The sequence below is a fragment of the Tenacibaculum sp. IB213877 genome, from assembly GCF_034043975.1.
In the GTDB taxonomy this organism is placed as follows: Bacteria; Bacteroidota; Bacteroidia; order Flavobacteriales; family Flavobacteriaceae; genus Polaribacter.
The window spans coordinates 24,910-48,483 of sequence record NZ_JAXCHH010000009.1; the positions used below are offsets into that span (position 1 = coordinate 24,910).

Here is a 23,574-nt window from a genome sequence, read left to right on the forward strand (position 1 = left end):
ATTAACAGTAAATGTACCCATTTTATCACAGTTTAAAAAATTGCTTTTTTGTACTTTTGCCTTCTAATTTTAGCACAAAACATGAGTACACCAAAAAAATACACAATTACAGCAGCATTACCATATACTAACGGACCTATTCACATTGGTCATTTAGCAGGGGTATATGTTCCGGCTGATATTTATGCTCGTTATTTACGTTTAACAGGGAATGATGTAGCCTACATTTGTGGTTCTGATGAACACGGGGTAGCTATTCCGATGCGTGCTAAAAAAGAAGGAGTATCTCCCCAAGAAATTATTGATAAATACCACGGAATTATCAAAAAATCGTTTGAAGATTTCGGAATTTCTTTCGATAATTATTCACGTACATCTAATGAAATTCATCATCAAACCGCTTCAGATTTCTTTTTGAAATTATACAATGACGGAGAGTTTATTGAAGAAGTTACTGAACAACTATATGATGAAGAGGCAAATCAGTTTTTAGCAGACCGTTTTGTGGTAGGTACGTGCCCAAAATGTGGAAATGAAGAAAGTTATGGTGATCAGTGTGAAAAATGCGGAACCAGCCATAATGCTACCGATTTAATCAATCCAAAATCGGCAATCACTGGCAATACTCCTATTTTAAAACAAACCAAACACTGGTTTTTACCTTTAGATAAGCACGAAGATTTTTTACGTGAGTGGATTTTAGAAGGACATAAAAATGACTGGAAGCCGAATGTGTTAGGTCAAGTAAAATCATGGATTGATGATGGTTTACGCCCAAGAGCCGTAACTCGTGATTTGGATTGGGGAATTCCGGTTCCGGTTGAAGGTGCTGACGGAAAGGTATTATATGTTTGGTTTGATGCACCTATCGGATATATTTCATCTACCAAAGAATGGGCAGAACGCGAAGGTAAAAACTGGGAAGATTATTGGAAAGATAAAAACACCAAGTTGGTACATTTTATAGGAAAAGACAATATCGTTTTTCACTGTATTATTTTCCCTGCTATGTTAAAAGCGCATGGTGACTATATTTTACCGGAAAACGTACCTGCAAACGAGTTTTTAAATTTGGAAGGAAATAAACTTTCAACCTCTAAAAACTGGGCGGTTTGGTTACATGAATATTTAGCAGAATTTCCTGATCAGCAAGATGTATTGCGTTATACCTTAACAGCCAATGCACCTGAAAATAAAGACAACGATTTTACTTGGAAAGATTTTCAAGCGAAGAACAACAACGAATTGGTAGCCATCTTCGGAAATTTTATCAACCGTGTGGTAGTGCTAACAAACAAATATTACAACGGTATTGTTCCTGAAGCGGAGGAGTTAACTGAAGTTGACGAAGATGCGTTAGAACAATTGCAACAATTCCCTGATGTTATTGCCAAGTCTATAGAGCGTTATCGTTTTAGAGAAGCATCACAGGAATTAATGAATTTAGCACGCTTGGGTAATAAATATTTAGCGGATGAAGAGCCATGGAAGGTTATTAAAAATGATGAAGAGCGTGTTAAAACCATTATGAATGTAGCGTTGCAAATTGCTGCTGGCTTAGCTATTTTATCAGAACCATTTTTACCATTTACTTCTGCTAAATTAAAATCGATGTTAAACATTGAAGGTAGTTTATCTTGGAATGATGTTACTGAAAAAAATGTATTGATTGCAGATAATCATCAAATTGGAAAAGCTGAATTATTATTCAGCAAAATAGAAGATAAAACTATCGATGCTCAACTTGAAAAATTAGAAGCTACTAAAAAGGCCAATGAAGCTGCTAATAAAATAGTAGAACCTCAAAAAGACACCATTGAGTTTGATGATTTTACAAAAATGGATATAAGAATAGGAACCATTTTAGAAGCAGAAAAAGTAGCGAAAGCTAAAAAACTACTGAAACTAAAAGTAGATGTAGGTATAGATGTACGTACTATTGTTTCTGGTATTGCTGAAACTTTTAATCCAGAGGATATTGTTGGACAACAAGTAACTGTATTATGTAATTTAGCACCACGAACCATTCGTGGAGTTGAAAGCCAAGGTATGATTTTAATGACTGACACCATTGAAGGAAAATTAGCATTTGTTGAGCCACAACAAAAGGTTCAAAACGGAGGGCAAGTTTCTTAAAAAAAGAATTCAATATATATATAGTAAAAGGATAGATTAAAAAAATCTATCCTTTTTTTGTTCTTATAAAAAAGAAGATATTTTTAATTTTATAGAGTCAATTTAATAACTTTATGAGTCAATATGTATTAATTACTAAACATACTTTTGTACTATATTTTTTAACCAAACGTTATTACAATTAATTATTAAAAATAAGACTTATGAAAAAACTATGTTTAATTTTCTTCAGCTTGTTAATGGTGTCTTGCGCATCCTCTAAATTAGTGGGAGATTCATACAAAACTCTAAAAGGAGAGTGGACTTTAAATTCTGTAACCTATAGTGATAATGGGATTTATAAAACCACTTTATTAAATGATGCTACAAAACAGTGTTTTGAAGGCAGTAACTGGCAATTTGTACCTAACAATAATACAGGTACATACACTATTAATAACTCTGATTGTACTACTGGAGTTAGATACTTTAACTTTTCACTTCAAGAAATGAGCAATGGCACAGTAGATTTTATGTTAAAACCAACCGATAAAAAGCATAATCCAGACACTAATCAAGGGTTTAGATTAACGCTAACTCAGTTATCAACTTCAACTATGCAATTACAGCAAGCGATATCGGTTAATGGTAGCCCGTTAAAAATAAATATGAACTTTACTAAAAAATAAAAATCTATGAAACTTACAAGAATTAAAAAGATTTTATCAATAACCTTAGCATTGACTATGGTTATTACATTGAGTAATTGTAAATCAATTCAAAATGCAAACAATGCTCAAAAAGGAGGCGTAATTGGTGCCGCCGGAGGTGCTGTTATTGGTGCTATTATTGGCAACAATGTAGGTAAAGGAGGTAACGGTGAATTAGGTGCTGTTATTGGTGGTGTTGTTGGTGGTACTGCTGGTGTACTTATTGGACGTAAAATGGATAAACAAGCACAACAAATTGAACAAGAAATTCCAGGAGCTGAAGTTGAGCGTGTAGATGATGCTATTGTAGTAACTTTTAACGACGAAGAAGGTGGCGGAATTCATTTTGACACTAATAAATATAATATTGATGCTCAGTCTCAAGAAACATTGAACAGACTATCTAACATCTTAAAAGAATTTACAGATACCAATGTTTTAGTAGTTGGTCATACAGATAGCGCTGGAGCTGCTGATTATAATATGACGTTATCTAAAAACAGAGCCTATGCAGTACATAATTATGTAGTAAATCAAGGAATTAATAGTTCTAGATTAACGGTTAATTGGTTTGGAGAAGAGCAACCTATTAGCGATAATACTACTGCTGCTGGTAGAGCCAAAAACAGAAGAGTAAATATTGTTATTCTACCTAATGAAAAAATGAAAGAAGATGCTCAAAAAGAAGCAGGAGAGTAATTTTTATAACTTATAAAAAAAGAGCTTATTGGATAATCAATAAGCTCTTTTTTTTATACTTTCTTCAACCAACCTGCTATACTCAATCTTGGTCTGTTAGGTGATGGGTGCACTTCGTGTTCGGTAACATCACTTTTAAAAAAGACTACTCGCCCACCAAAAGGATATACACTTTCTTCATTGTCTTTTGTGTAAATACTTAATTTACCACCATCGATATCTCTCCAATCATCATTTAAATACAGTACAAAAGAAAACAAACGTCCTCTATCTGCTTTAAACTGATCTAAATGGCGTTTATAAAAACTACCTACATCATAATACGCATAATGAAATTCGTAATCGTTGACACCTGTATAACAGGTCCTGTTTAGGTAATTTATAAACTCCTCAATTCGAGTGATAAACGCTTTTTCAAAAATATCAGTAGATGCTTCATTAATCCACCGAATAACATCACCCCTTATTTCAGCATTTTTAACGTAATCAAAATTCTTTCCTATACCCGCTGGTTGCATAAATCCATCTTTATAATAGGTTAATAAGTTAGTACGCAATCCGCTAACGGTAGCATCATCAAAAAAGGCATTGCAAAGCCCAAATTCATTATCGGCAAGTCCAGTAATCAAACGTTCATACTGCTGCTCATTGGTTTCTTCAACAAAAGTTGTATTCACTAAAAAACGAACAAATATATTGGGCGAAATGTACTTCAAAAACTCATAAGTTGTACATTCTGTGCTTTAAAAAAATTATATTTGTTTCATTTTTATGCAACTCATCAACTATATATCTCAGCACACTCAACTATCTTCAAAGTCAATTCAAAACACTGTTGAACTACTAAATGAAGACTGTACTGTTCCGTTTATTGCTCGTTACCGAAAAGAAAAAACCGGGAATCTAGACGAAGTAGAAATCGGATTGATTGTAAAGTTCAAAGAGCAATATGAGGCTTTAGAAAAACGAAAAACAGCAATTTTAAAAGCATTAGAAGAACAAAATGTTTTAAGTGACGAGTTGAAAACTAAAGTTGAAAATGCACAAGATTTAACCACTTTAGAAGACCTTTACCTTCCTTATAAAAAGAAACGCAAAACAAAAGCAGATACTGCCCGCGCAAACGGATTAGAGCCTTTGGCAAAAATCATTATGAGTCAGCGTAATGACGATCTAGATTCAGTTGCTTCAAAATACATTAATAAAGAAATTGAAAGTGAAAAACAAGCGTTGGAAGGCGCTCGTCATATCATTGCAGAATGGGTAAGCGAACGTTCAGATATTAGAAATTTAATTCGACGAGAACTTGAAAGGTTTTCAACTATTGCTACCAAGGTTGTAAAAACAAAAAAGGACGATACTTCGACTTCGCTCAGCACAAGCGAAAAAGCGCAAAAGTTCAAAGATTATTTTGATTGGTCAGAGAATTTAAACAGAATTCCATCTCACAGATTGTTAGCTATTTTGCGTGCCGAAAAAGAAGGCTTTATTCGTGTAAAAATTGAAATTAATGATGAAAGAGTTCTTGAAAAAATAGATAGAAAACTTATTAAAAGTAATAACGAAAGCGGAGCAGAAATTCAGTTGGCTATTGATGATGCTTACAAACGTTTGTTATTACCATCGTTAACCACAGAAGCTATGAATACAGCTAAAGAAAAAGCGGATGAATCTGCCATTGAGGTTTTCGCAAAAAATCTAGAACAATTGTTATTAGGTTCTCCTTTAGGTGAAAAACGAATTTTAGCCATAGATCCCGGTTTTAGAACAGGTTGTAAAGTAGTTTGTTTGAACGAGCAAGGAGATTTACTGTACAATACCACCATTTTTCCTCATCCGCCACAAAATCAAGTTTCAGAAGCCTCTCATACTATTGAACATTTAATCAAGAAATTCAATATTGAAGCTATTTCTATCGGAAACGGAACTGCCTCAAGAGAAACCGAACGTTTTGTAAAGAACATTCCGTTAGCTAAAACTACCGAAGTTTTTGTGGTTAATGAAGCCGGAGCATCTATTTATTCAGCTTCTCAAATAGCACGCGACGAATTTCCTGACTATGACGTTACTGTTCGTGGAGCGGTTTCTATTGGTAGAAGATTAGCAGATCCTTTGGCTGAATTGGTGAAGATTGATGCTAAATCAATTGGAGTTGGACAATATCAGCACGATGTAGATCAATCTAAATTAAAAAAATCATTAGATACAGTTGTTGAACATTGTGTGAACAAAGTTGGTGTAAATATTAATACCGCTAGTTCTTCTTTGTTAAGTTACGTTTCTGGTATCGGACCAAAATTGGCTGAAAATATTGTGAACCATCGTAATGAAAATGGTGTATTCAAAACTAGAAATGATATTAAAAAAGTAACTCGTTTAGGAGGAAAAGCTTTTGAACAATCCGCTGGATTTTTAAGAATTAAAAATGGTGATAATCCGTTAGACGATTCAAGTGTGCATCCTGAAAGTTATGCTTTAGTAAAAAATATGGCTAAGGATTTAAAAGTTAATACCAGTGATTTAGTTGGAAACACATCTGTTTTAAAATCAATAAAACTAGATAAATATATTACAGAAAACTTTGGTTTACCAACACTAAAAGATATTGTTAAAGAGTTAGAAAAACCTGGTTTAGATCCTCGATCAAAAGCAAAGGCCTTCTCTTTTGATGAAACTATACAAACTATTGACGATGTAAAAATTGGAATGATATTACCAGGAATTGTTAACAACATTACCAACTTTGGTTGTTTTGTGGATATCGGAATTAAAGAAAGCGGATTAATTCATATTTCTAATCTTTCTGATTCATATGTAAGCGATATTAATGAGCATGTAAGCTTACAACAACAAGTTATGGTAAAAGTATTAGAAGTTGATTTAGCAAGAAAACGAATTCAATTACAATTGATAAAAAAATAAAAAGCGGTATTTCTACCGCTTTTTATTACGCCGAATTTCTACTGGCATTAATATTTCCGAAGAGTGAACGAGTAACCATTTTTTCAAACACCTCAACTTCCTCCATATCTTTTTCTGATAATTTTTCAAACTCTTGTAACTTTCTCAATGCAAACTGCTGAATGGTTAATAATGGTAAAACAATAGATTCTCTCACTTCAATAGAAGCTTTTCCTGCAGGTTCGTTTTGCATTAATTCTTTATATCCTGAAATTTTTAATAACAAACGTTTTGTGGTTTTGTATTCTTCAAATATAATTTTCCAAAAAGCTCCGAATTCCTTATCATCTGCCATGTATTGAGTCAATTCAAAAAATGATTTTGTTAATGACATCATACTGTTTGCTAACAAGGTTCTGAAAAAACTTGAATCTTTATATAACTTTTCAACCCTATTCCATTCGTTATTTTCCTCAAAGGTTTTTAAAGCTGTTCCTACTCCAAAAAAACCAGGAACATTTTGCTTTAACTGACTCCATGAGCCTACAAACGGAATTGCTCTTAAATCAGAAAAAATTAATTTATCTGATTTTGATCTTTTTGACGGACGACTTCCAATATTAGTTTTAGCATAGTATTTTAACGTACTCATTCGCTCTAAATACGGAACAAACATTGGGTGATTTTTAAAATCGCTATACGTTTTGTAACTAATTTCAGCGAGTTCATTCATCACTTCAACATCTTCTTTAGAAAGTCCTAAATTTTTACTGTATAAACTATTTGACAAACCAGAACTTATTAACTGTTCTAAGTTGTATTGCGCACTTTCATCAGTACCGAAGTTAGAACTGATTGTTTGCCCTTGAATGGTTAATTGAACTTCCTTGTCTTCAATGGTTGGACCTAATGAAGCATAAAACTGATGTGTTTTTCCTCCTCCTCTAGCTGGTGGACCACCTCTACCATCAAAAAACACGACATCAACATCATATTTTCTTGACACCTCGGTTAATTGTTCTTTTGCTTTAAAAATGGCCCAATTTGCCATTAAATATCCACCATCTTTAGTTCCATCAGAAAAACCTAACATTATGGTTTGTTTGTCTCCTCTTTCGGTTAGGTGATTTCTGTAGTTTTTATTCAAATACAGCTGTTCCATAACAGCGGGTGCATTTTGTAAATCGTTTACCGTTTCAAAAAGAGGCACAACATCAACCGTTAATTTATCTTTGAAAGCAACTAGTTTTAACATGGCAAATAACTGCATTACATTTAAAGCAGTTTGGTTGTTACTAATTACATATCGGTTAGCTCCTTTTTCTCCATTTTGCTCTTGAATTTCTTTTACAACTTCAATGGTTTTTAAGGTGTTGTACACCAATTCATCATCCTTGGTGATATCAATATTTATGGAATCATTGACTTCTGATAAAATTTTAACTTGATCTTCTTCTGATAATTCGTGATAATTTTTAGGGAAAATAGTCAGTCCGTTTTCTAAAGTTTTATCAACCAATGTGGTAAAAACTTTGTGATGAATTCTACTGTCTTGACGAACATCTAAGGTTGCAAAATAAAAACCGAAAAGTTTTATTTTATTCAATAATTTATTAACTTCATTTAAATATAATGATTGATGTTTATCAACGATAATTGCTTTAATTTTTTCCAACTCTTTAACAAATTCTTCCAGCTTAATTGTATCTAACTCATCATCATCTACACTACTTTTATACACTAATTTATCTAGATTTTCAATTTTATCTGCAACTCCTTTAAACGTGAGTTTTCTTTTAAGCTTTCTGATATCTCGGTAATATGATTTTAGAACAGTTTGTTTAAGTCTTTTAGCTACTTTTTGTGTAGTTTCTGGTAACACAAACGGGTTACCATCTCTGTCTCCCCCAGGCCAAAATCCAATGTTTATAATTTCATTGTTAATAGTTTCATTGTCAAAAATATTTTGCTGAATATAGTTATAAATCTTTCCGAAGGAATCATAAAATACGTTCTCTAAATACCAAATTAAACTCACAGCTTCATCATACGGTGTTGGTTTCTCTCTGTTTAAAAAAGGCGTTTTCCCCAACTGAGCCAAAAGTGTGTTAATGCTGTTCAAATCGTTTTCTTTAATTGCGCTAGTCAAATCATTAATAATACCTAAAACACTACCCGGATAAAATTGTGTAGGGTGTGCAGTTAGCACAATTCTTACTTTAAATTCTTCTAAATATTTTTTTAGCTCATCAAATTTATCTTCTTGTGCTGCTGTTTCTTTTAAGCTTCTAAGAGTACCTATTCCGTCCATATTATTAATAACAGAAAATGTTGAGTCTTCAATAGCATCAAACAACACTACTTGTCTCTCTATATATTGAATAAACCTAAAAAGTAAGTTTATTTTTTCTTCTTCTGAGCTTTTGCTTAAATATTTATCGAAAAACGTTTCAACAATTGTAGTAGGATTTTTACCCTCTTTAAAACCTTGTTTACAAACTTCATGAAAAAGCGGTAATAAAACGCCTGTGTTTGTAATAGTGTCAAAAGGTAAAGTCATGAAAATACTATTGTAAATTCTATACCTTGATAATACGTTTTCATTAAATCGAACCAGTTTTGGTTGTGCAGACATACGAGTAATTTTTCCTATAAAGATAGTAAACAAAAAAAGACTCTTACGAGTCTTTTTATTACAACATTAAAATTTCATTACAAACCACCTCAGTTACAAATCTTTTTTCTCCTTCTTTAGTCTCATAACTTCTTGAAGTTAATTTTCCTTCAATCATTACCTCACTACCTTTGTCTAAATAGTTTTCAATAATTTCTGCCGTTTTGTTCCAAGCAACAATGTTATGCCATTGGGTATCGGTTACTTTTTGTCCTTGTGCATTTTTATACGCTTCATTAGTAGCAATTGAAAATTTTGCCAATTTTTTACCAGATTCTAATGTGATAATTTCTGGTTTGTTTCCTAAGTTACCAATCAACTGTACTCTGTTTTTAAGTGCGTTCATAATATTTATTTTTTTCGTTAAACAGTTAAGATGTTGTCATTCAAACGAATTGACACTGCAAAGATGAAATGACCTACAAATTTTTACCGGTTGAAAAACAATTACTTTCGATTGTAAACGTTTGTAGTCGTTTATTTTTAGTATATTTATAATCAACATCTTATAAAAAATTAAAAACTATGAATAAGTCAAATTATACCTCATTTATTTTAATGCTGATTACTTCAACCATAGTAATGTATATAACTATGTACTTTAACACTTATGAGTTTAGTCATGTTTATTTTAGCTGGACAAGAATGTATATGACACTCATTGGTGCTGGTGCAATGGCAATTATTATGTTTTTATTCATGAGAAAGATGTATAAAAACAAATTTAAAAATATAGCTATTGTTGTATGTAGTGTTTTACTTATGGCATCGTGTACTTTTTTAGTTAGAAAACAAATTCCTATAAATGATACTAAATGGATGAAAGCTATGATACCTCATCATTCCATTGCAATTTTAACAAGTAATAGAGCTGATTTAAAAGATCCTGAAGTAAAAAAATTAGCTAATGAAATTATAAAAGCTCAAGAAAAAGAAATAGCGGAGATGAAAAAAATGATTAAAAGATTAGAAAACAATTAAAACATTTTTTATGGTTGTTCGAGAATGTTTAGAATGCGATGAAAAAATAGTGGGTAGAAGCGATAAAAAATTCTGCTCTGACTACTGTAGAAACAGTTATAATAATAAAATTGATAAAGACAGTAAAAACCTAATTAGAAATATAAATAACCGTCTAAAAAAGAATTATAAAGTTTTAACCGAACTCAACACAACAGGAAAAACAAAGATTATAAGAAGAAAGCTAATTGAAAAAGGATTTGACTTTCAATTATTCACGTCAATTTACACCACAAAAACAGAGAATACCTATTTTTATGTGTATGATCAAGGATATTTAGTATTGGATAATGATATGCTTTTATTAATTAAAAGAGATTGATTATTTCCATGTATTACCTTTTAATTTCATTGCTGCTTTTAGTACATCTTTTTGACTTATTTGCCCAACCAATTTTCCGTTTTCTACAATAGGAAAACGTCTTCTTTTAGATTCTAAAAATTTATTAGCAGCATCAAAAATATTCATATTACCATCAATGGTTTCCACCTCTTTTACCATTGCTTTTTCAACTGTACTGTTTTGATCAATTGGTAAATTATAATATCTGCTTTCGGAAATTTGTTTTATACAATCTCCTTCAGATATAATTCCTATCAGTTCATTCTGTTCATTCACCACAGGCCCACCAGAAATTCGATTAGTAATTAGCGTTTCAATCACTTCTTCAATGAGTTGATCTGCTGTAAAAGTGATGAGTTTTTTTGTCATATAGTCAGAAACTAATATAGGTTCTTGTACATTTTGATGAACAACAGTTCTTTTTCCTTGAAAACTTTTAATAGCCATAACTTTTTGATTTAGAAAGGTATTAAATATACTGATTTTTAATGATTTACAAAAAACATAGGTTATAATTTAATTTTTCTACATTTATCGTTATAAAAACTAACTATGAAATCAACATTTAATTTTTTAGCCTTTTTTATTATTGCTCTAACTGTTTTTTGGAGTTTTTTTGATATGAAACCTCATTATTATGCAGATAAAGACGATAGCAATCCACAAGATTTTTCGGTAAATACAGCCTTATATCATTTAAAAAATATTTCTCAAAAACCACATCCAGTAGGTACTGAAGAACATAAAAATGTTCAGAATTATTTATTTAATGAATTAAAAAAGATTGGGCTAACACCCGAAATTCAAATAGAGACCGTTTTTAATAAAAAATGGAAAGCAGGAACCACTGTTGAAAATATAATTGCTAAAATTGAAGGAACCGATCATGCTCAAAAATCACTTTTATTGCTTTCACATTACGATAGCAATCCGCATTCAGCCATTGGTTCTTCTGATGCAGGATCAGGAATTGTGACTATTTTAGAAGGCATAAGGGCTTATATAGCTAAAAAACAACAACCTAAGAATGATATTATCATTGTTTTTTCTGATGCTGAAGAATTGGGACTGTTAGGTGCCCAAGCCTTTGTTGAAAAACATCCGTTAGCTAAAAATGTTGGCTTAGTTTTGAATTTTGAAGCACGTGGAAGCGGTGGCCCTAGTTATATGCTAATGGAAACCAACGGTAAAAACAGTAAGCTATTATCAGAATTTATAAAAGCACAACCTAATTATCCAGTAGCAAATTCGTTAACGTACAGTGTGTATAAAATGCTTCCTAATGATACCGATTTAACGGTTTTAAGAGAAGAATGCGATATTAACGGATTTAATTTTGCGTTTATTGATGATCATTTTGATTACCATACATCACAAGATAATTACAGTCGTTTAGACCGAGAATCATTAGTCCACCAAGTAGATTATTTCACCACAAGCCTAAACTATTTTTCGAATAGTGATTTATCAAATTTGCATAGCGATGAGGATTGGGTATATGTAAATTTTCCGCTTACAAAATTCATTACCTATCCGTTCTCATGGATTTTACCTTTACTATTAATTGCTCTCGTAGCATTAATTGTATTAGTTTTTATAGGAATTCAAAAAAACAAACTGACTATAACAGGTATATTTAAAGGTTTTGTTCCTTTTTTAGTATCTGTCATTTTATGTGGTAGTATATCTTATCTATTATGGAAATTATTATTGTTCATACATCCTCAGTATCAAGATATGCTACATGGATTTACCTACAACGGATATTATTATATAGCTGCCTTTGTTGTGTTAAGTATTTATATCACTTTTAAAATTTACAACCAGTTTAAACCTAATACTTCCTCAGATTTGTTAATAGCTCCTATTATTATTTGGATAGCTATTAATTTTTTAACTTATCAGTATTTAAAAGGAGCTTCATTTTTTATCATTCCGGTGTTTGTAGCGCTTTTAATTTTATCGATACTATTATTTACAGACATTAAAAAAAGGTCTAGACCTACACTTTTTGCAATATTTTCTGTGCCAACCATTTATATTTTTGCTCCTTTAGTAAAAATGTTTCCAGTAGGTTTAGGGTTAAAAAACCTTTTTATTTCTGCACTATTAATAAGTTTAGTTTTAGGGTTGTTGGTTCCTATTTTCCATCAGCAAAAAAAGAAAAACGGATGGCAATCGGTTTTTGGCTTTTTTTCCATCATTTTTTTCATTATTGCTACGTTTAATAGTGGCTTTACAACCAACAGAAAAAAACCTAATAGTTTGGTTTATATTCAAAATTCTGATGATAATAATGCTTATTGGGCTACATACAATAAAAATTTTGATAGTTACGTTGAACAGGTTTTTAAAAATGATTATAAAGAAGGAGGAATTGCAAATGCTGAAACCAAAAGTAAATACAACTCTCATTTTACCTATCATAAAAAAACAGAGAGTAGAAATATAAAGCCTTCAGAAATAACCATTTCCAAAGACACAATTATTGAAAATATTAGGCATATAGATTTTACGCTTACCCCAACAAGAAAAATAACTAAATATGAATTATTTAACCATAAAGAGTTAACACTTTCTCATCTTACGGCAAATTCAGCAGTTATTTACGATACAAAAACCACACTTACAAAAGAAACTTTGTTAGTATATTATATGGCAAATACCGATAATGATTTAAAAGTATCTTTAGCTTTTAATAAAGATGAAAAACCACTTATAACTTTAAATGAAATTTCTAATGATTTACTCACCCATGAAAGCTTCCATTTAAAGCCACGGAGTGAGAGTATGTTACCAATGCCTTTTGTAACCAATGATGCCATTATATGTAGCAAAAACTTAACTTTTTAATATAAAAAAAGCGCAGCTCTCACTGCGCTTTTCTGTTTTATAATTTTCTTATTAATCTATTTGAGAAACTCTCAACGTATTAACCATTCCTTTTTCTTCTACTGGCATAGAGGTTAAATTAATTACAAAATCACCAGGCGTTACAAATCCTTTTTCTTTAATAATTTCATTAATATCTTTTACCGTATCATCTGTACTTAAATCTCTATTATAATAGTAGGCTCTTACTCCCCAAAGTAAATTTAATTTTCCTAAAATTCTTTTTTCTGATGAAAATGCTAATACATGAGATTTTGGTCTCCAAGCAGAAATTTGAAATGCTGTATAACCGCTATTTGTTAATGTTGAAATAGCTGCTGCTTTTACATCATCTGCCATTAATGCAGCGTGGTAACAAACCGATTTGGTAATAAAACGATTGGTACGCACATGTGGCGGCTCAATTGGCACTTTAATTAATGGTGAAAATTCAACGCTACCAATAATTTCAGTCATTTTTTTAATTACCTCAACTGGATATTTTCCTACAGATGTTTCTCCAGATAACATTACTGCATCTGCTCCGTCCATGATAGAGTTTGCTACGTCATTTACCTCTGCACGTGTTGGCACTGGATTTTGGATCATAGTTTCCATCATTTGTGTAGCAATAATTACTGGAATTCTTGCTTTTTTAGCTCGTTGTACTAAACTCTTTTGAATTAACGGCACTTCTTGCATTGGAACTTCAACTCCTAAATCACCACGTGCAACCATTAATCCGTCACAGTAAGGTATTAACGCATCAATATTTTCAACCGCTTCCGGTTTTTCAATTTTAGCAATTACAGGAACTCTATACTGTGATTTTTGTTTGATTAAATCACGTAGCATACGCAAATCTTCAGGGTTTCTTACAAAAGATAATGCAATCCAATCTACTTCTTGCTGTAAAGCAAAAACTACATCTTTTTTATCTTTTTCTGTTAATGCTGGTAATGAAATATTGGTGTTTGGTAAGTTAACTCCTTTTTTAGATTTTAAAGGCCCTCCAACAACCACTTTAGTTACAACTTCCTTTTCTTTATCTGTAGAAATTACCTCAAAATTTAACTTTCCGTCATCTACTAAAATATTTTCTCCCGGTTTTACATCTTTAGGAAAGCGTTGATAGGTCATAAATGCCTTTTCTTTGGTTCCTTCACATTCTTCTGTTGTAAAAGTAAAAATATCACCAGCTTTTAACTCAATTCCTTCTTGCATTACACCTACACGAAGTTTTGGTCCTTGCAAATCAGCTAAAATTGCAACATTATATCCTTTCTCTGCATTAATTTCTCTTATTTGCTTTACTTGTTCTTTGATAATATCATAGTTAGCATGAGAAAAGTTAATTCTAAAAACATTAACTCCTGCAGCGCCCATTTGTGTTAGGATTTCTTTTGTATTAGTTGCTGGGCCTAAGGTGGCTACTATTTTAGTTTTTTTATTGTGTGGCATAAGATTAAAAAATTAAAAATTCTTTAGATTTTAGGGTATTTGAATCAATTGAATAAGAGGTAATTACTTGTGGAATTTGATTTATTTTTTCTGTTGTCTTTACAATAAAATCATAATCAAAATCTCCTTCTATTTTTAAAAAAAAATCAACTCGTTTTTTTTCAGGAATAAGATATATTATAGTTTCGCTTTCATTGAAAAGCTCAAAATTAATATTTTCTAATTGGGTTTTATATACATTTGAAATTAAAAACCAATCTAATCCTAACTTTTTATTTGTATAATCATATACAGAATAAAATGAATTGTGTTTTTTGCTTTTAAAATCTAGATCGTAATTTGCTCGTTTAAATTTTACACCTATTGTTTTATTTAATAAAAAAGCTAACCTATAATCTTCTAAAGTGGTATGAACACCTATTAAAGCATAGTCGTTATTATAAAATTCATTGATTTCTAATGAGTATATAGGCATATAAAATTATCATTCAACTCACGCTAAGGTACTGAATGTATTGTTAAGTTACTGGGAAATTAACGAAAACGTTTTCGGCTAAAGGCTATGTATTAGCTATTTGCTTTTGAAAAGCATAATAAACTCTTTTTGCAGCCATTTCCTCTGCTTTCTTTTTAGAAGTTGCTCTCCCTTTTGCTATTTTTTGTCCGTCTATTGAAATTCGAACACTGAAGTGTTTTACAGATTGATTCCCGGTATCTTCATAACTTTCAAAATTGTATTTTTTCTTTGTTTTTTGACACCATTCTATAATCAACCCTTTATAACTAGCAACTTTACCTTCTAAGTGTTGAATATCAACATAAGGAATAATTACTTGTTCATAAATGAACTGATGACAGTAGTTGTAGCCTCTATCTAAATAAATTGCACCCACTAAGGCTTCAAAAATATTTCCATGAATATTTTCTCCAACCTGCTCACTAGATATATTACTACGAACAAATTTAATTAACTCTAATTCTTTTCCTAGTTGGTTAAGATTTTCTCTGCTTACTACTTTTGAACGCATTTGCGTAAGATATCCTTCATCTCCTTTTGGAGCTTCTTTGTAAAGATAAGATGCAATTACAGATCCTAAGATAGCATCGCCTAGAAATTCTAATCGCTCATAATTAATTGGTTTACCATCTTTATCGGTCATTTTTAAAGACCTGTGGGTAAATGCCTTTTTATAATAATTGAGCTTTATAGGCTTAAAGTTTAATAAATTTTTTAGTTCGTAGAAGAACTCTTCATCGTCTTTATTCTGAGGCTTTACTATTCTACGAATAAAATTCATGTATTAGTCTAACTTTCTGAAGGCAACACAAGCATTGTGTCCACCAAAACCAAATGTGTTACTAATAGCTACTTTAATATCTCTTTTTTGGGCTTTATTTAGCGTAAGATTTAATTCGGGATTAATGTTTTCATCAACCGTAGTATGGTTAATGGTTGGAGGAACTACACCATGCTCCATTGCTAAAATTGCAGCTATAGCTTCTACGGCACCAGCTGCTCCTAATAAATGCCCAGTCATAGACTTAGTAGAGTTAATGTTTATATTTTTAGCATGATCTCCAAAAACTTCAGAAATTGCTTTTAACTCTGCTACATCACCTAATGGTGTTGAAGTACCATGGGTGTTAATATGATCTACTTCTTCTGGTTTTAAACCAGCATTTTCAAGGCAATTTTTCATTACTGCAATTACACCAATTCCTTCTGGGTGTGGTGCAGTCATATGATGAGCGTCTGAAGATAGACCTCCGCCTACTACTTCTGCATAAATTTTTGCGCCACGTGCTTTAGCATGCTCATATTCTTCTAAAATAATAGCGCCGGCTCCTTCTCCTAAAACAAATCCATCTCTTGTGGCATCAAATGGTCTTGATGCGGTTTCTGGATTTTCATTATTGGTTGATAATGCATGCATTGCATTAAATCCTCCCATTCCTGCAATTGTAACTGCTGCTTCACTACCTCCGGTTACTACAACATCGCAATGTCCTAAACGTATATAATTTAACGCATCAATCATTGCATTTGCTGCAGAAGCACACGCAGATACTGTTGTATAGTTAGGCCCCATAAAGCCATTTTTAATAGAAATGTTTCCTGGAGCAATATCAGCAATCATTTTAGGTATAAAGAAAGGGTTAAATCTTGGGGTACCATCTCCTTGGGCATAGTTTATTACTTCATTTTGAAAAGTTTCTAAACCACCAATACCTGCTCCCCAAATAACTCCAACTCGTAATTTATTAATTTCATCAAGGTTTAATTTAGCATCGGCTATTGCTTCATCTGAAGCTACCATTGCATACTGAGTAAACCTATCCATTTTACGAGCTTCTTTTCGATCCATATATTCTTTTGGATCAAAACCTTTAAGTTCGCAAGCGAAACGAGTTTTGAACTTGGCAGCATCAAAGTACGTAATAGGCGCAGCGCCGCTAACTCCGTTAACTAAGCCATTCCAGTATTGTTCTACATTATTTCCTATTGGCGTTAATGCGCCAAGTCCAGTTACTACAACTCGTTTTAATTGCATATAATTTACTTTTTTGCTTCTTCTATATAGCTAATTGCTTGACCTACTGTTCCTATATTTTCAGCTTGATCATCTGGAATTTGAATATCAAATTCTTTTTCGAATTCCATGATTAACTCAACAGTGTCTAAAGAATCTGCTCCTAAGTCGTTAGTGAAGCTTGCTTCGTTAGTTACTTCGTTATCGTCAACTCCTAATTTATCAACGATAATTGCTTTTACTCTTGATGCAATGTCTGACATAATTTTCTAATTTTTAAATTTAAAATCGGGGCAAAAATACGAATCTTACCTTTTAATTCTAATTTTTCCTCAAAAATGTGAAGTCTAAATTAAAAAAATCTTTTGGTTTAGACCACCCCTGTGTTAATAATTATTCTTTTTTTTGCAGTAACAACGCAACTTTACTAAGAATGAAACGTATTGCAATTTTTGCTTCCGGCTCTGGTACAAACGCCGAAAATATTATTAGGTTTTTTCAATCTTCTGAAACCGCTATTGTTACCCGAGTGCTTTCTAACAATGAACATGCCAAAGTTTTACAAAGATCTAAATCTTTAAAAATCAAAACTTTAACATTTAAAAGGAACACTTTTTTTGAAAGTAATGATATAGTAGAGCTATTAAAACAAGAAGCGGACTTTATTGTTCTGGCAGGTTTTTTATGGAAAATACCTGCTAATATCATTGAAGCTTTTCCTAATAAAATCATTAATATTCATCCAGCGTTGCTTCCAAAATACGGTGGAAAAGGGATGTATGGAATGAACGTTCATAAAGCTGTAAAAGAAAATAATGAACTTGAAACTGGTATTACCATTCACTATGTAAATGAAAATTATGACGAAGGCACTATCATTTTTCAAGCAAAAACAGCTATTTCTTTAGACGATACACCTGAAAAAATTGCTCAAAAAGTTCATGAATTGGAATATAAATACTTTCCGAAGGTAATTGAAGAAGTTATTTTAAAAGATGAGTAAAAAGAAAAAATATTATGTTGTTTGGAAAGGAAAAAAAACGGGTGTTTTTACTTCTTGGAACGTATGTAAAGAACAAATAAGCGGATTTGAAGGCGCTCAATACAAAGCTTTTACCAACAAAGAGGAAGCCGAAATAGCTTTTAAAAAGTCCTACAATGATTACAAAGGCAAAGACACTAAAAAAGCTATTTTATCTGCAGAAGAAAAAGCCAAATATGGCAATCCTATTTTAGAAAGCCTATCTGTAGATGCTGCTTGCTCAGGTAACCCTGGGATTCTTGAATATAGAGGTGTCTTGACAAGAACCAAAAAGCAAGTTTTTATTCAAGGGCCTTTTAAAAGTGGAACTAATAATATAGGTGAATTTTTAGCTCTGGTACATGGAATTGCTTTATTAAAAAGCAAAAACATGCATAACTACCCAATTTATTCAGATTCAAAAATTGCAATGGGTTGGGTAAAAAAGAAACAATGCAGAACCAATATTGAGTTTAATCAAAAGAATAAAGAATTGTTAGAAATGATTAAACGTGCTGAAAAATGGCTTCAGCAAAACACATATAAGAACCCTATTTTAAAATGGGAAACCAAAGCTTGGGGAGAAATTCCTGCAGACTTTGGCAGAAAATAATTTATTTTTCTATAAAATCCATTAACACATTAACCAGTTCTTGTAGTTCTTTTGGCGGATGACCATCATCAAAAGTAGATGACACATATTGATCTTCTCCTATTTTAATTTTTACAACAGCATGCATACTACCATCATACATTCTTTTATTTGTTGGTGCTTTCAAATTTTTTATCTCTTCCAATTTAAGCTTACTAACAGCATCATTTAACTGTTTAACTTCTTCAGAAGAAATAACCGTTTTCTTCTCCTCATCTGAGGATTTATATTTTACTTCAGAATTTACAACCGTAATATTTTTAAATCTTCCTCTTGTTATAGCTTCATATACAACCTCATCATAAGTAACTGTAGTTTTTTGAGCAACACAATTTATCATTAATAAAAAAACAATTGGTAATAATTTGGTTAAAGGCTTCATCTTTTATAGTTTTTAGAGTAAATATATAAAAAAGACATCAATTAAAATTGATGTCTTTATATATGTTGTACTTTATTTGCAACTAATTAGTTTATCATTGAAGCTCTAGCTCCTCCTGATTGAAAGATAGCTCTCATTCTAGATTTTTGCCCTTCAGAGAACATATACATACAAGCATCATCTACATAATCCATATAATTCATTGTCATGTCATTTGTACGACAGTTAACTGTTGGGTAAGTTGGACATCCGTAGTTAGGACCATCTGAAGACGGGGTATCTGCCACAAAATCATCTTGCTTACATCTTCCATCTCCCCAAATATGACGTAAGTTTAAATAGTGCCCTACTTCATGCGTCATTGTTCTACCTTTATTAAAAGGCGCTTGAACATAACCTGTTTTGCCAAAAAATTGCGGCGCACAAACAACACCATCTGTAGCTAAATTACCTCCAGGAAATTGCGCATACCCTAAAATTCCTCCTCCAATATTACACACCCAAACATTTAAATGGGTTTCTGGAGTAACTGGCGGATAAGTAGCTTTTACAGCATCATTTGTTCCCCAAGAAGTTGTTGAACTTGCATACCTAAAAGTACCTGCTAAAGAAAAAGTAATTTCTGAATCAGCAGCTAAAGGAGCAAATTCAGCTGGCGCATTACTAACATCAGAATTTTGCTTTCTAAAATCTTCATTCAAAACACTGATTTGAGAAGCTATTTGAGCATCACTAATATTTTCATTTGAATTACTATACACTACATGAACGTATACAGGAATATTAATTACCCCTAAGTTATCTGGAGTTGGTTCACTTCCACCACCATTATTTCCTCCTCCGTTACCTGGCTTTCCTTTAGCTGCTATAAACTTTCTTGTAGCATACTCAACATCATACATTTTTTTGTACAATTCTGGATTTTCTTTTAATTGACGGTTCAATACACGCATTGAATGACAAGATTCTGATACTCCTCTAGACTGATCTGCATCTGTATGAACATAAAAATCGCTCATATCAATAATTTGTTCTTGTGCTAACTCCACATTCTTTTCGTTGTCTTGACATCCTACTAAAACAGCTGCTGCAACTGCCAATGATAAAAAAATTCTTTTCATTTTAAAAAAGGGTTTAAAAAAATTAATTAAATAATGGTCTTTTTCATATTTAAAAAATCAATAAAAAGTTTAAAAAAATGATTTTATCTTACATTTTTTGTTAATTTTTTATTGAAAAAATCTATTAACATAGGTTAATTTTTATCGATGCGCAATATACATAATTTTTTAAGCTTTCCTATTTTTTTTAATTTTTCTTTAAAACACCCTAAAAACCTTTATTCTACTGAGCTTTTAAAACAAAATAACATTAATTGCTAATAATTTTAATTTACGTTTTCCTTTAAAAAAAGGCTAATTATTTATCAAAAATGTATTTTTAGTTAGGTTTCATTAATTTAAAAACGATTCCGAATCAATCTGTTGAAATAAAAAAAGCGACCTTAAAAGATCGCTTCATTGATTATATTTTTTTTTAAAATTAACTCAACATTAATTTAGCTTTTTTAACAGCTTCCACTAAAATATCAATCTCTTCTTTGGTATTATAAAAAGCAAACGACGCTCTAACCGTACCAGGAATTTTATAAAAATCCATGATAGGTTGCGCACAATGATGTCCTGTTCTTACCGCTACACCAAGTTTATCAAGAATTGCTCCAACATCATATGGATGAATACCTTCTAAATTGAAAGAAATTACTGAAGTTTTATGCGATGTACCATAAATTCTTAATCCTTCAATATCTTGTAGTTTTTGTGTTCCGTAGCTCAGTAATTCTTTTTCTTGATTTTCAATACTATCAAAACCTATAGAATTCATATAATCTATAGCGGTACCAAAGGCAATCCCACCACAAATATTAGGAGTCCCTGCTTCAAACTTATGAGGTAAACCTGCGTAGGTAGTTTTTTCAAATGTTACGGTTTCAATCATTTCTCCTCCTCCTTGATACGGAGGTAACATTTCTAACAACTCACTTTTACCATATAACATACCAACTCCAGTTGGACCACACATTTTGTGAGCTGAAGCTACATAAAAATCAACATCTAGCTCTTGTACGTTAGGTTTGATATGCGGACAAGCCTGCGCACCATCTACCAATACATAGGCTCCAAATTTATGTGCTCTATGAATAATTGCTTCAATAGGATTTATGGTTCCTAATGCATTTGACACATGATTACAAAACACCAATTTAGTTTTGTTGTTTAGCATTTCATCAAATAGATCTAAACGTAATGAACCATCATCATCCATTAGTAAAACACGTAAAATCGCTCCTGTTTTTTCACACATCATTTGCCATGGAACTATGTTTGAATGATGCTCAAGTGCAGAAACAATAACCTCATCTCCTTCTTTTAAAAGAGAAGAAAAACCTGACGCAATAATATTTATACTTTCAGTAGTACCCGAAGTAAGAATAATTTCATATGGGTGCTTTGCATTAAAATGCTTTTGAATTTTTATACGTGCCTCTTCATATTTATCAGTAGCTTCTTGACTCAAGGTATGCACACCTCTATGAATATTGGCATTGTAATTAGAATAATAATCTACAATAGCATCAATAACCACTTGAGGAGTTTGAGATGTTGCTCCGTTATCAAAATATACTAAGGGTTTTCCGTGAATTTTTCTTTTAAGAATAGGAAAATCAGCACGAATTTTATCAATATCAAACATAAAAACTCAAATTTTAAGCAAAGGTAGCGCTTGCTTTTTAAACCAACAATCAAACATTTAAATTCTTACATTTGTTTTAAACAACTAACCATGAAAACCATAAAAAGAGTTCTTTTACTTATAGCTATATTACTTACGCTGACTATTTTTTACAATTATCCTAAACTAAATATTATTGCAGGCTATTCCGCAAAAAACACAGCTTCATCAGTATTTTTAGCTAACAGAAGTTTAGAATTTACTGATAAAAACGATAATGAATTTCCTCCAATAAACCTTGCTTCCGACAAAATTAATCCAGAAGAAAAATCGGCAACCTCATCTGCTGTAGGTTTATTAACCAGAAAAGCAATTTACAGAGAAGGATTAGGTAGCGTTTTAGTTACTGATAATTATGAGCCAAACTCAAATCCATTAACTCCAAAACGATCTACTCCTGACAACAATACTCCTTTTCCTTATGGAAATGCTGAACCTATTGATACTGTTTTTACGAATGTAAACTATGACAAAGTAAAAGAAACTGTTAACAGTATTTTTGGTGATGAATACAAAACAAGAGCTACAGTAGTTATTTATAAGAACAGCATTATTGCGGAACAATATGATGAAGGTTTTGATAAAAATTCACTGTTATTAGGCTGGTCCATGACCAAAAGTATTACAGGTACTTTATTTGGTATATTACAATGTCAAGGAAAAATAGATGTTCAAGCGAAAGCACCCATTAAAGAGTGGCAAAATGACGAGCGTAAAAACATAACACTCCACAATTTATTACAGATGAACAGTGGTTTAGAATGGAATGAGGATTATAATTCTATTTCTGATGTGACTAAAATGTTATTTTTAGAAGAAAATATGCCTCAATTGCAATTAAAAAAACCACTTATTGGTAAACCAAACGCTTCTTGGAACTATTCTTCAGGAACTTCAAATTTATTATCTGGAATTTTAAGACAACAATTTAAAACACATCAAGAATATTTAGATTTTTGGTATACCGATTTAATTGATAAAATTGGAATGAACTCTATGGTTGTTGAAACCGATTTAAGCGGAAATTATGTGGGCTCTTCTTATGCCTGGGCAACCGCAAGAGATTGGGCAAAGTTAGGTTTATTATACTTACACAACGGAAACTGGAAAGGAGAACATTTATTTGATAAAGACTGGGTAGAATACGCTACAACTCCAACACCTACTTCAAATGGCTGGTATGGCGCTCAAATTTGGCTGAATGCAGGAAATAGGTTTCCAGACGTACCAACAAGCATGTATTCTTTTAACGGATACCAAGGTCAGTATGTATTTATTTTGCCTGAACAAGATTTGGTAGTGGTTCGATTAGGACTAACAAAAAACCTTGATGTTAACCAGTTTTTAAAAGAAATTATTAGCGCTATAGAATAAACCTTAACAAACAATTTTTAGTGTTTT

At 31.7% G+C, this 23,574-nt stretch carries 22 protein-coding genes; 10 read left to right on the top strand and 12 right to left on the bottom strand.

Annotation, left to right across the window (positions count from 1 at the left end; all coding sequences use genetic code 11):
- Positions 1-81 precede the first annotated feature (81 nt).
- The 3 genes from metG to SLH33_RS10390 all read left to right on the top strand — a co-directional run bounded on the left by metG (position 82) and on the right by SLH33_RS10390 (position 3,524).
- A complete protein-coding gene (gene metG, locus SLH33_RS10380) occupies positions 82-2,136 on the top strand; it encodes a methionine--tRNA ligase (protein ID WP_320419031.1) in 2,055 nt (684 codons plus the stop codon).
- Positions 2,137-2,339: 203 nt separating this feature from the next.
- Positions 2,340-2,804: a lipocalin family protein gene (locus SLH33_RS10385; RefSeq protein WP_320419032.1), complete on the top strand. Its 465-nt coding sequence runs from the start codon at positions 2,340-2,342 to the stop codon at positions 2,802-2,804.
- A gap of 6 nt (positions 2,805-2,810) precedes the next feature.
- Complete coding sequence (locus SLH33_RS10390) at positions 2,811-3,524, top strand: OmpA family protein (RefSeq protein WP_320419033.1); 714 nt, start codon at positions 2,811-2,813, stop codon at positions 3,522-3,524.
- A gap of 53 nt (positions 3,525-3,577) precedes the next feature.
- Here SLH33_RS10390 and SLH33_RS10395 read toward each other — a convergent pair whose 3' ends face one another.
- The gene (locus SLH33_RS10395; protein WP_320419034.1) at positions 3,578-4,240 is read right to left on the bottom strand and encodes a 2OG-Fe(II) oxygenase; all 663 of its coding nucleotides are present in this window, start codon (positions 4,238-4,240) and stop codon (positions 3,578-3,580) included.
- A gap of 55 nt (positions 4,241-4,295) precedes the next feature.
- On the opposite strand from SLH33_RS10395, the gene SLH33_RS10400 reads away from it, so the two are divergent.
- A complete protein-coding gene (locus SLH33_RS10400; RefSeq protein ID WP_320419035.1) occupies positions 4,296-6,446 on the top strand; it encodes a Tex family protein in 2,151 nt (716 codons plus the stop codon).
- A 25-nt stretch (positions 6,447-6,471) separates the two neighbouring features.
- Here the strand turns inward: SLH33_RS10400 and SLH33_RS10405 are convergent, their stop codons facing one another.
- Both SLH33_RS10405 and SLH33_RS10410 read right to left on the bottom strand, forming a co-directional pair.
- A complete protein-coding gene (locus tag SLH33_RS10405; RefSeq protein WP_320419036.1) occupies positions 6,472-9,060 on the bottom strand; it encodes a phosphoenolpyruvate carboxylase in 2,589 nt (862 codons plus the stop codon).
- A gap of 58 nt (positions 9,061-9,118) precedes the next feature.
- A complete protein-coding gene (locus SLH33_RS10410) occupies positions 9,119-9,445 on the bottom strand; it encodes a single-stranded DNA-binding protein (RefSeq protein WP_320419037.1) in 327 nt (108 codons plus the stop codon).
- 179 nt (positions 9,446-9,624) lie between these two features.
- Here SLH33_RS10410 and SLH33_RS10415 point away from each other — a divergent pair, with 179 nt between their 5' ends.
- Entirely contained in the window at positions 9,625-10,080 is a 456-nt protein-coding gene (locus tag SLH33_RS10415) for a DUF305 domain-containing protein (protein ID WP_320419038.1), read from the top strand.
- Positions 10,081-10,090: 10 nt separating this feature from the next.
- Positions 10,091-10,441, top strand: coding sequence for a hypothetical protein (locus SLH33_RS10420; RefSeq protein ID WP_320419039.1), 351 nt, complete (start codon positions 10,091-10,093; stop codon positions 10,439-10,441).
- Here the strand turns inward: SLH33_RS10420 and SLH33_RS10425 are convergent, their stop codons facing one another.
- On the bottom strand, positions 10,442-10,909 hold the full coding sequence (locus tag SLH33_RS10425) for a CBS domain-containing protein (RefSeq protein ID WP_320419040.1): 468 nt from the start codon (positions 10,907-10,909) through the stop codon (positions 10,442-10,444).
- A 105-nt stretch (positions 10,910-11,014) separates the two neighbouring features.
- Between SLH33_RS10425 and SLH33_RS10430 the strand changes: the two genes are divergently transcribed.
- Entirely contained in the window at positions 11,015-13,315 is a 2,301-nt protein-coding gene (locus SLH33_RS10430; protein WP_320419041.1) for a M20/M25/M40 family metallo-hydrolase, read from the top strand.
- 51 nt (positions 13,316-13,366) lie between these two features.
- On the opposite strand, the gene pyk is transcribed toward SLH33_RS10430, so the two are convergent.
- From pyk to SLH33_RS10455, 5 genes are all read right to left on the bottom strand, one after another.
- A complete protein-coding gene (gene pyk / locus SLH33_RS10435; RefSeq protein WP_320419042.1) occupies positions 13,367-14,794 on the bottom strand; it encodes a pyruvate kinase in 1,428 nt (475 codons plus the stop codon).
- A 4-nt stretch (positions 14,795-14,798) separates the two neighbouring features.
- The gene (locus SLH33_RS10440; protein ID WP_320419043.1) at positions 14,799-15,269 is read right to left on the bottom strand and encodes an IPExxxVDY family protein; all 471 of its coding nucleotides are present in this window, start codon (positions 15,267-15,269) and stop codon (positions 14,799-14,801) included.
- Between the two features lie 85 nt (positions 15,270-15,354).
- On the bottom strand, positions 15,355-16,092 hold the full coding sequence (gene rnc, locus SLH33_RS10445) for a ribonuclease III (RefSeq protein ID WP_320419044.1): 738 nt from the start codon (positions 16,090-16,092) through the stop codon (positions 15,355-15,357).
- Positions 16,093-16,095: 3 nt separating this feature from the next.
- Positions 16,096-17,346 carry a beta-ketoacyl-ACP synthase II gene (gene fabF / locus SLH33_RS10450; protein WP_320419045.1) on the bottom strand — a complete coding sequence of 417 codons (1,251 nt, stop codon included), beginning with the start codon at positions 17,344-17,346 and terminating at the stop codon, positions 16,096-16,098.
- Positions 17,347-17,351: 5 nt separating this feature from the next.
- Entirely contained in the window at positions 17,352-17,588 is a 237-nt protein-coding gene (locus tag SLH33_RS10455; protein WP_320419046.1) for an acyl carrier protein, read from the bottom strand.
- Positions 17,589-17,758: 170 nt separating this feature from the next.
- Between SLH33_RS10455 and SLH33_RS10460 the strand changes: the two genes are divergently transcribed.
- A complete protein-coding gene (locus SLH33_RS10460; protein ID WP_320419047.1) occupies positions 17,759-18,328 on the top strand; it encodes a phosphoribosylglycinamide formyltransferase in 570 nt (189 codons plus the stop codon).
- Positions 18,321-18,959: a ribonuclease H family protein gene (locus SLH33_RS10465; RefSeq protein ID WP_320419048.1), complete on the top strand. Its 639-nt coding sequence runs from the start codon at positions 18,321-18,323 to the stop codon at positions 18,957-18,959. The genes SLH33_RS10460 and SLH33_RS10465 overlap by 8 nt, the downstream gene beginning before the upstream one ends.
- A gap of 1 nt (position 18,960) precedes the next feature.
- On the opposite strand, the gene SLH33_RS10470 is transcribed toward SLH33_RS10465, so the two are convergent.
- The 3 genes from SLH33_RS10470 to SLH33_RS10480 all read right to left on the bottom strand — a co-directional run bounded on the left by SLH33_RS10470 (position 18,961) and on the right by SLH33_RS10480 (position 22,134).
- Positions 18,961-19,380, bottom strand: a complete 420-nt coding sequence (locus SLH33_RS10470; protein WP_320419049.1) for a hypothetical protein — start codon at positions 19,378-19,380, stop codon at positions 18,961-18,963.
- A gap of 86 nt (positions 19,381-19,466) precedes the next feature.
- On the bottom strand, positions 19,467-20,501 hold the full coding sequence (locus tag SLH33_RS10475; RefSeq protein ID WP_320419050.1) for a zinc metalloprotease: 1,035 nt from the start codon (positions 20,499-20,501) through the stop codon (positions 19,467-19,469).
- A gap of 421 nt (positions 20,502-20,922) precedes the next feature.
- Complete coding sequence (locus SLH33_RS10480) at positions 20,923-22,134, bottom strand: cysteine desulfurase (protein WP_320419051.1); 1,212 nt, start codon at positions 22,132-22,134, stop codon at positions 20,923-20,925.
- 90 nt (positions 22,135-22,224) lie between these two features.
- Between SLH33_RS10480 and SLH33_RS10485 the strand changes: the two genes are divergently transcribed.
- Positions 22,225-23,547, top strand: a complete 1,323-nt coding sequence (locus SLH33_RS10485) for a serine hydrolase (RefSeq protein WP_320419052.1) — start codon at positions 22,225-22,227, stop codon at positions 23,545-23,547.
- Positions 23,548-23,574 lie beyond the last annotated feature (27 nt).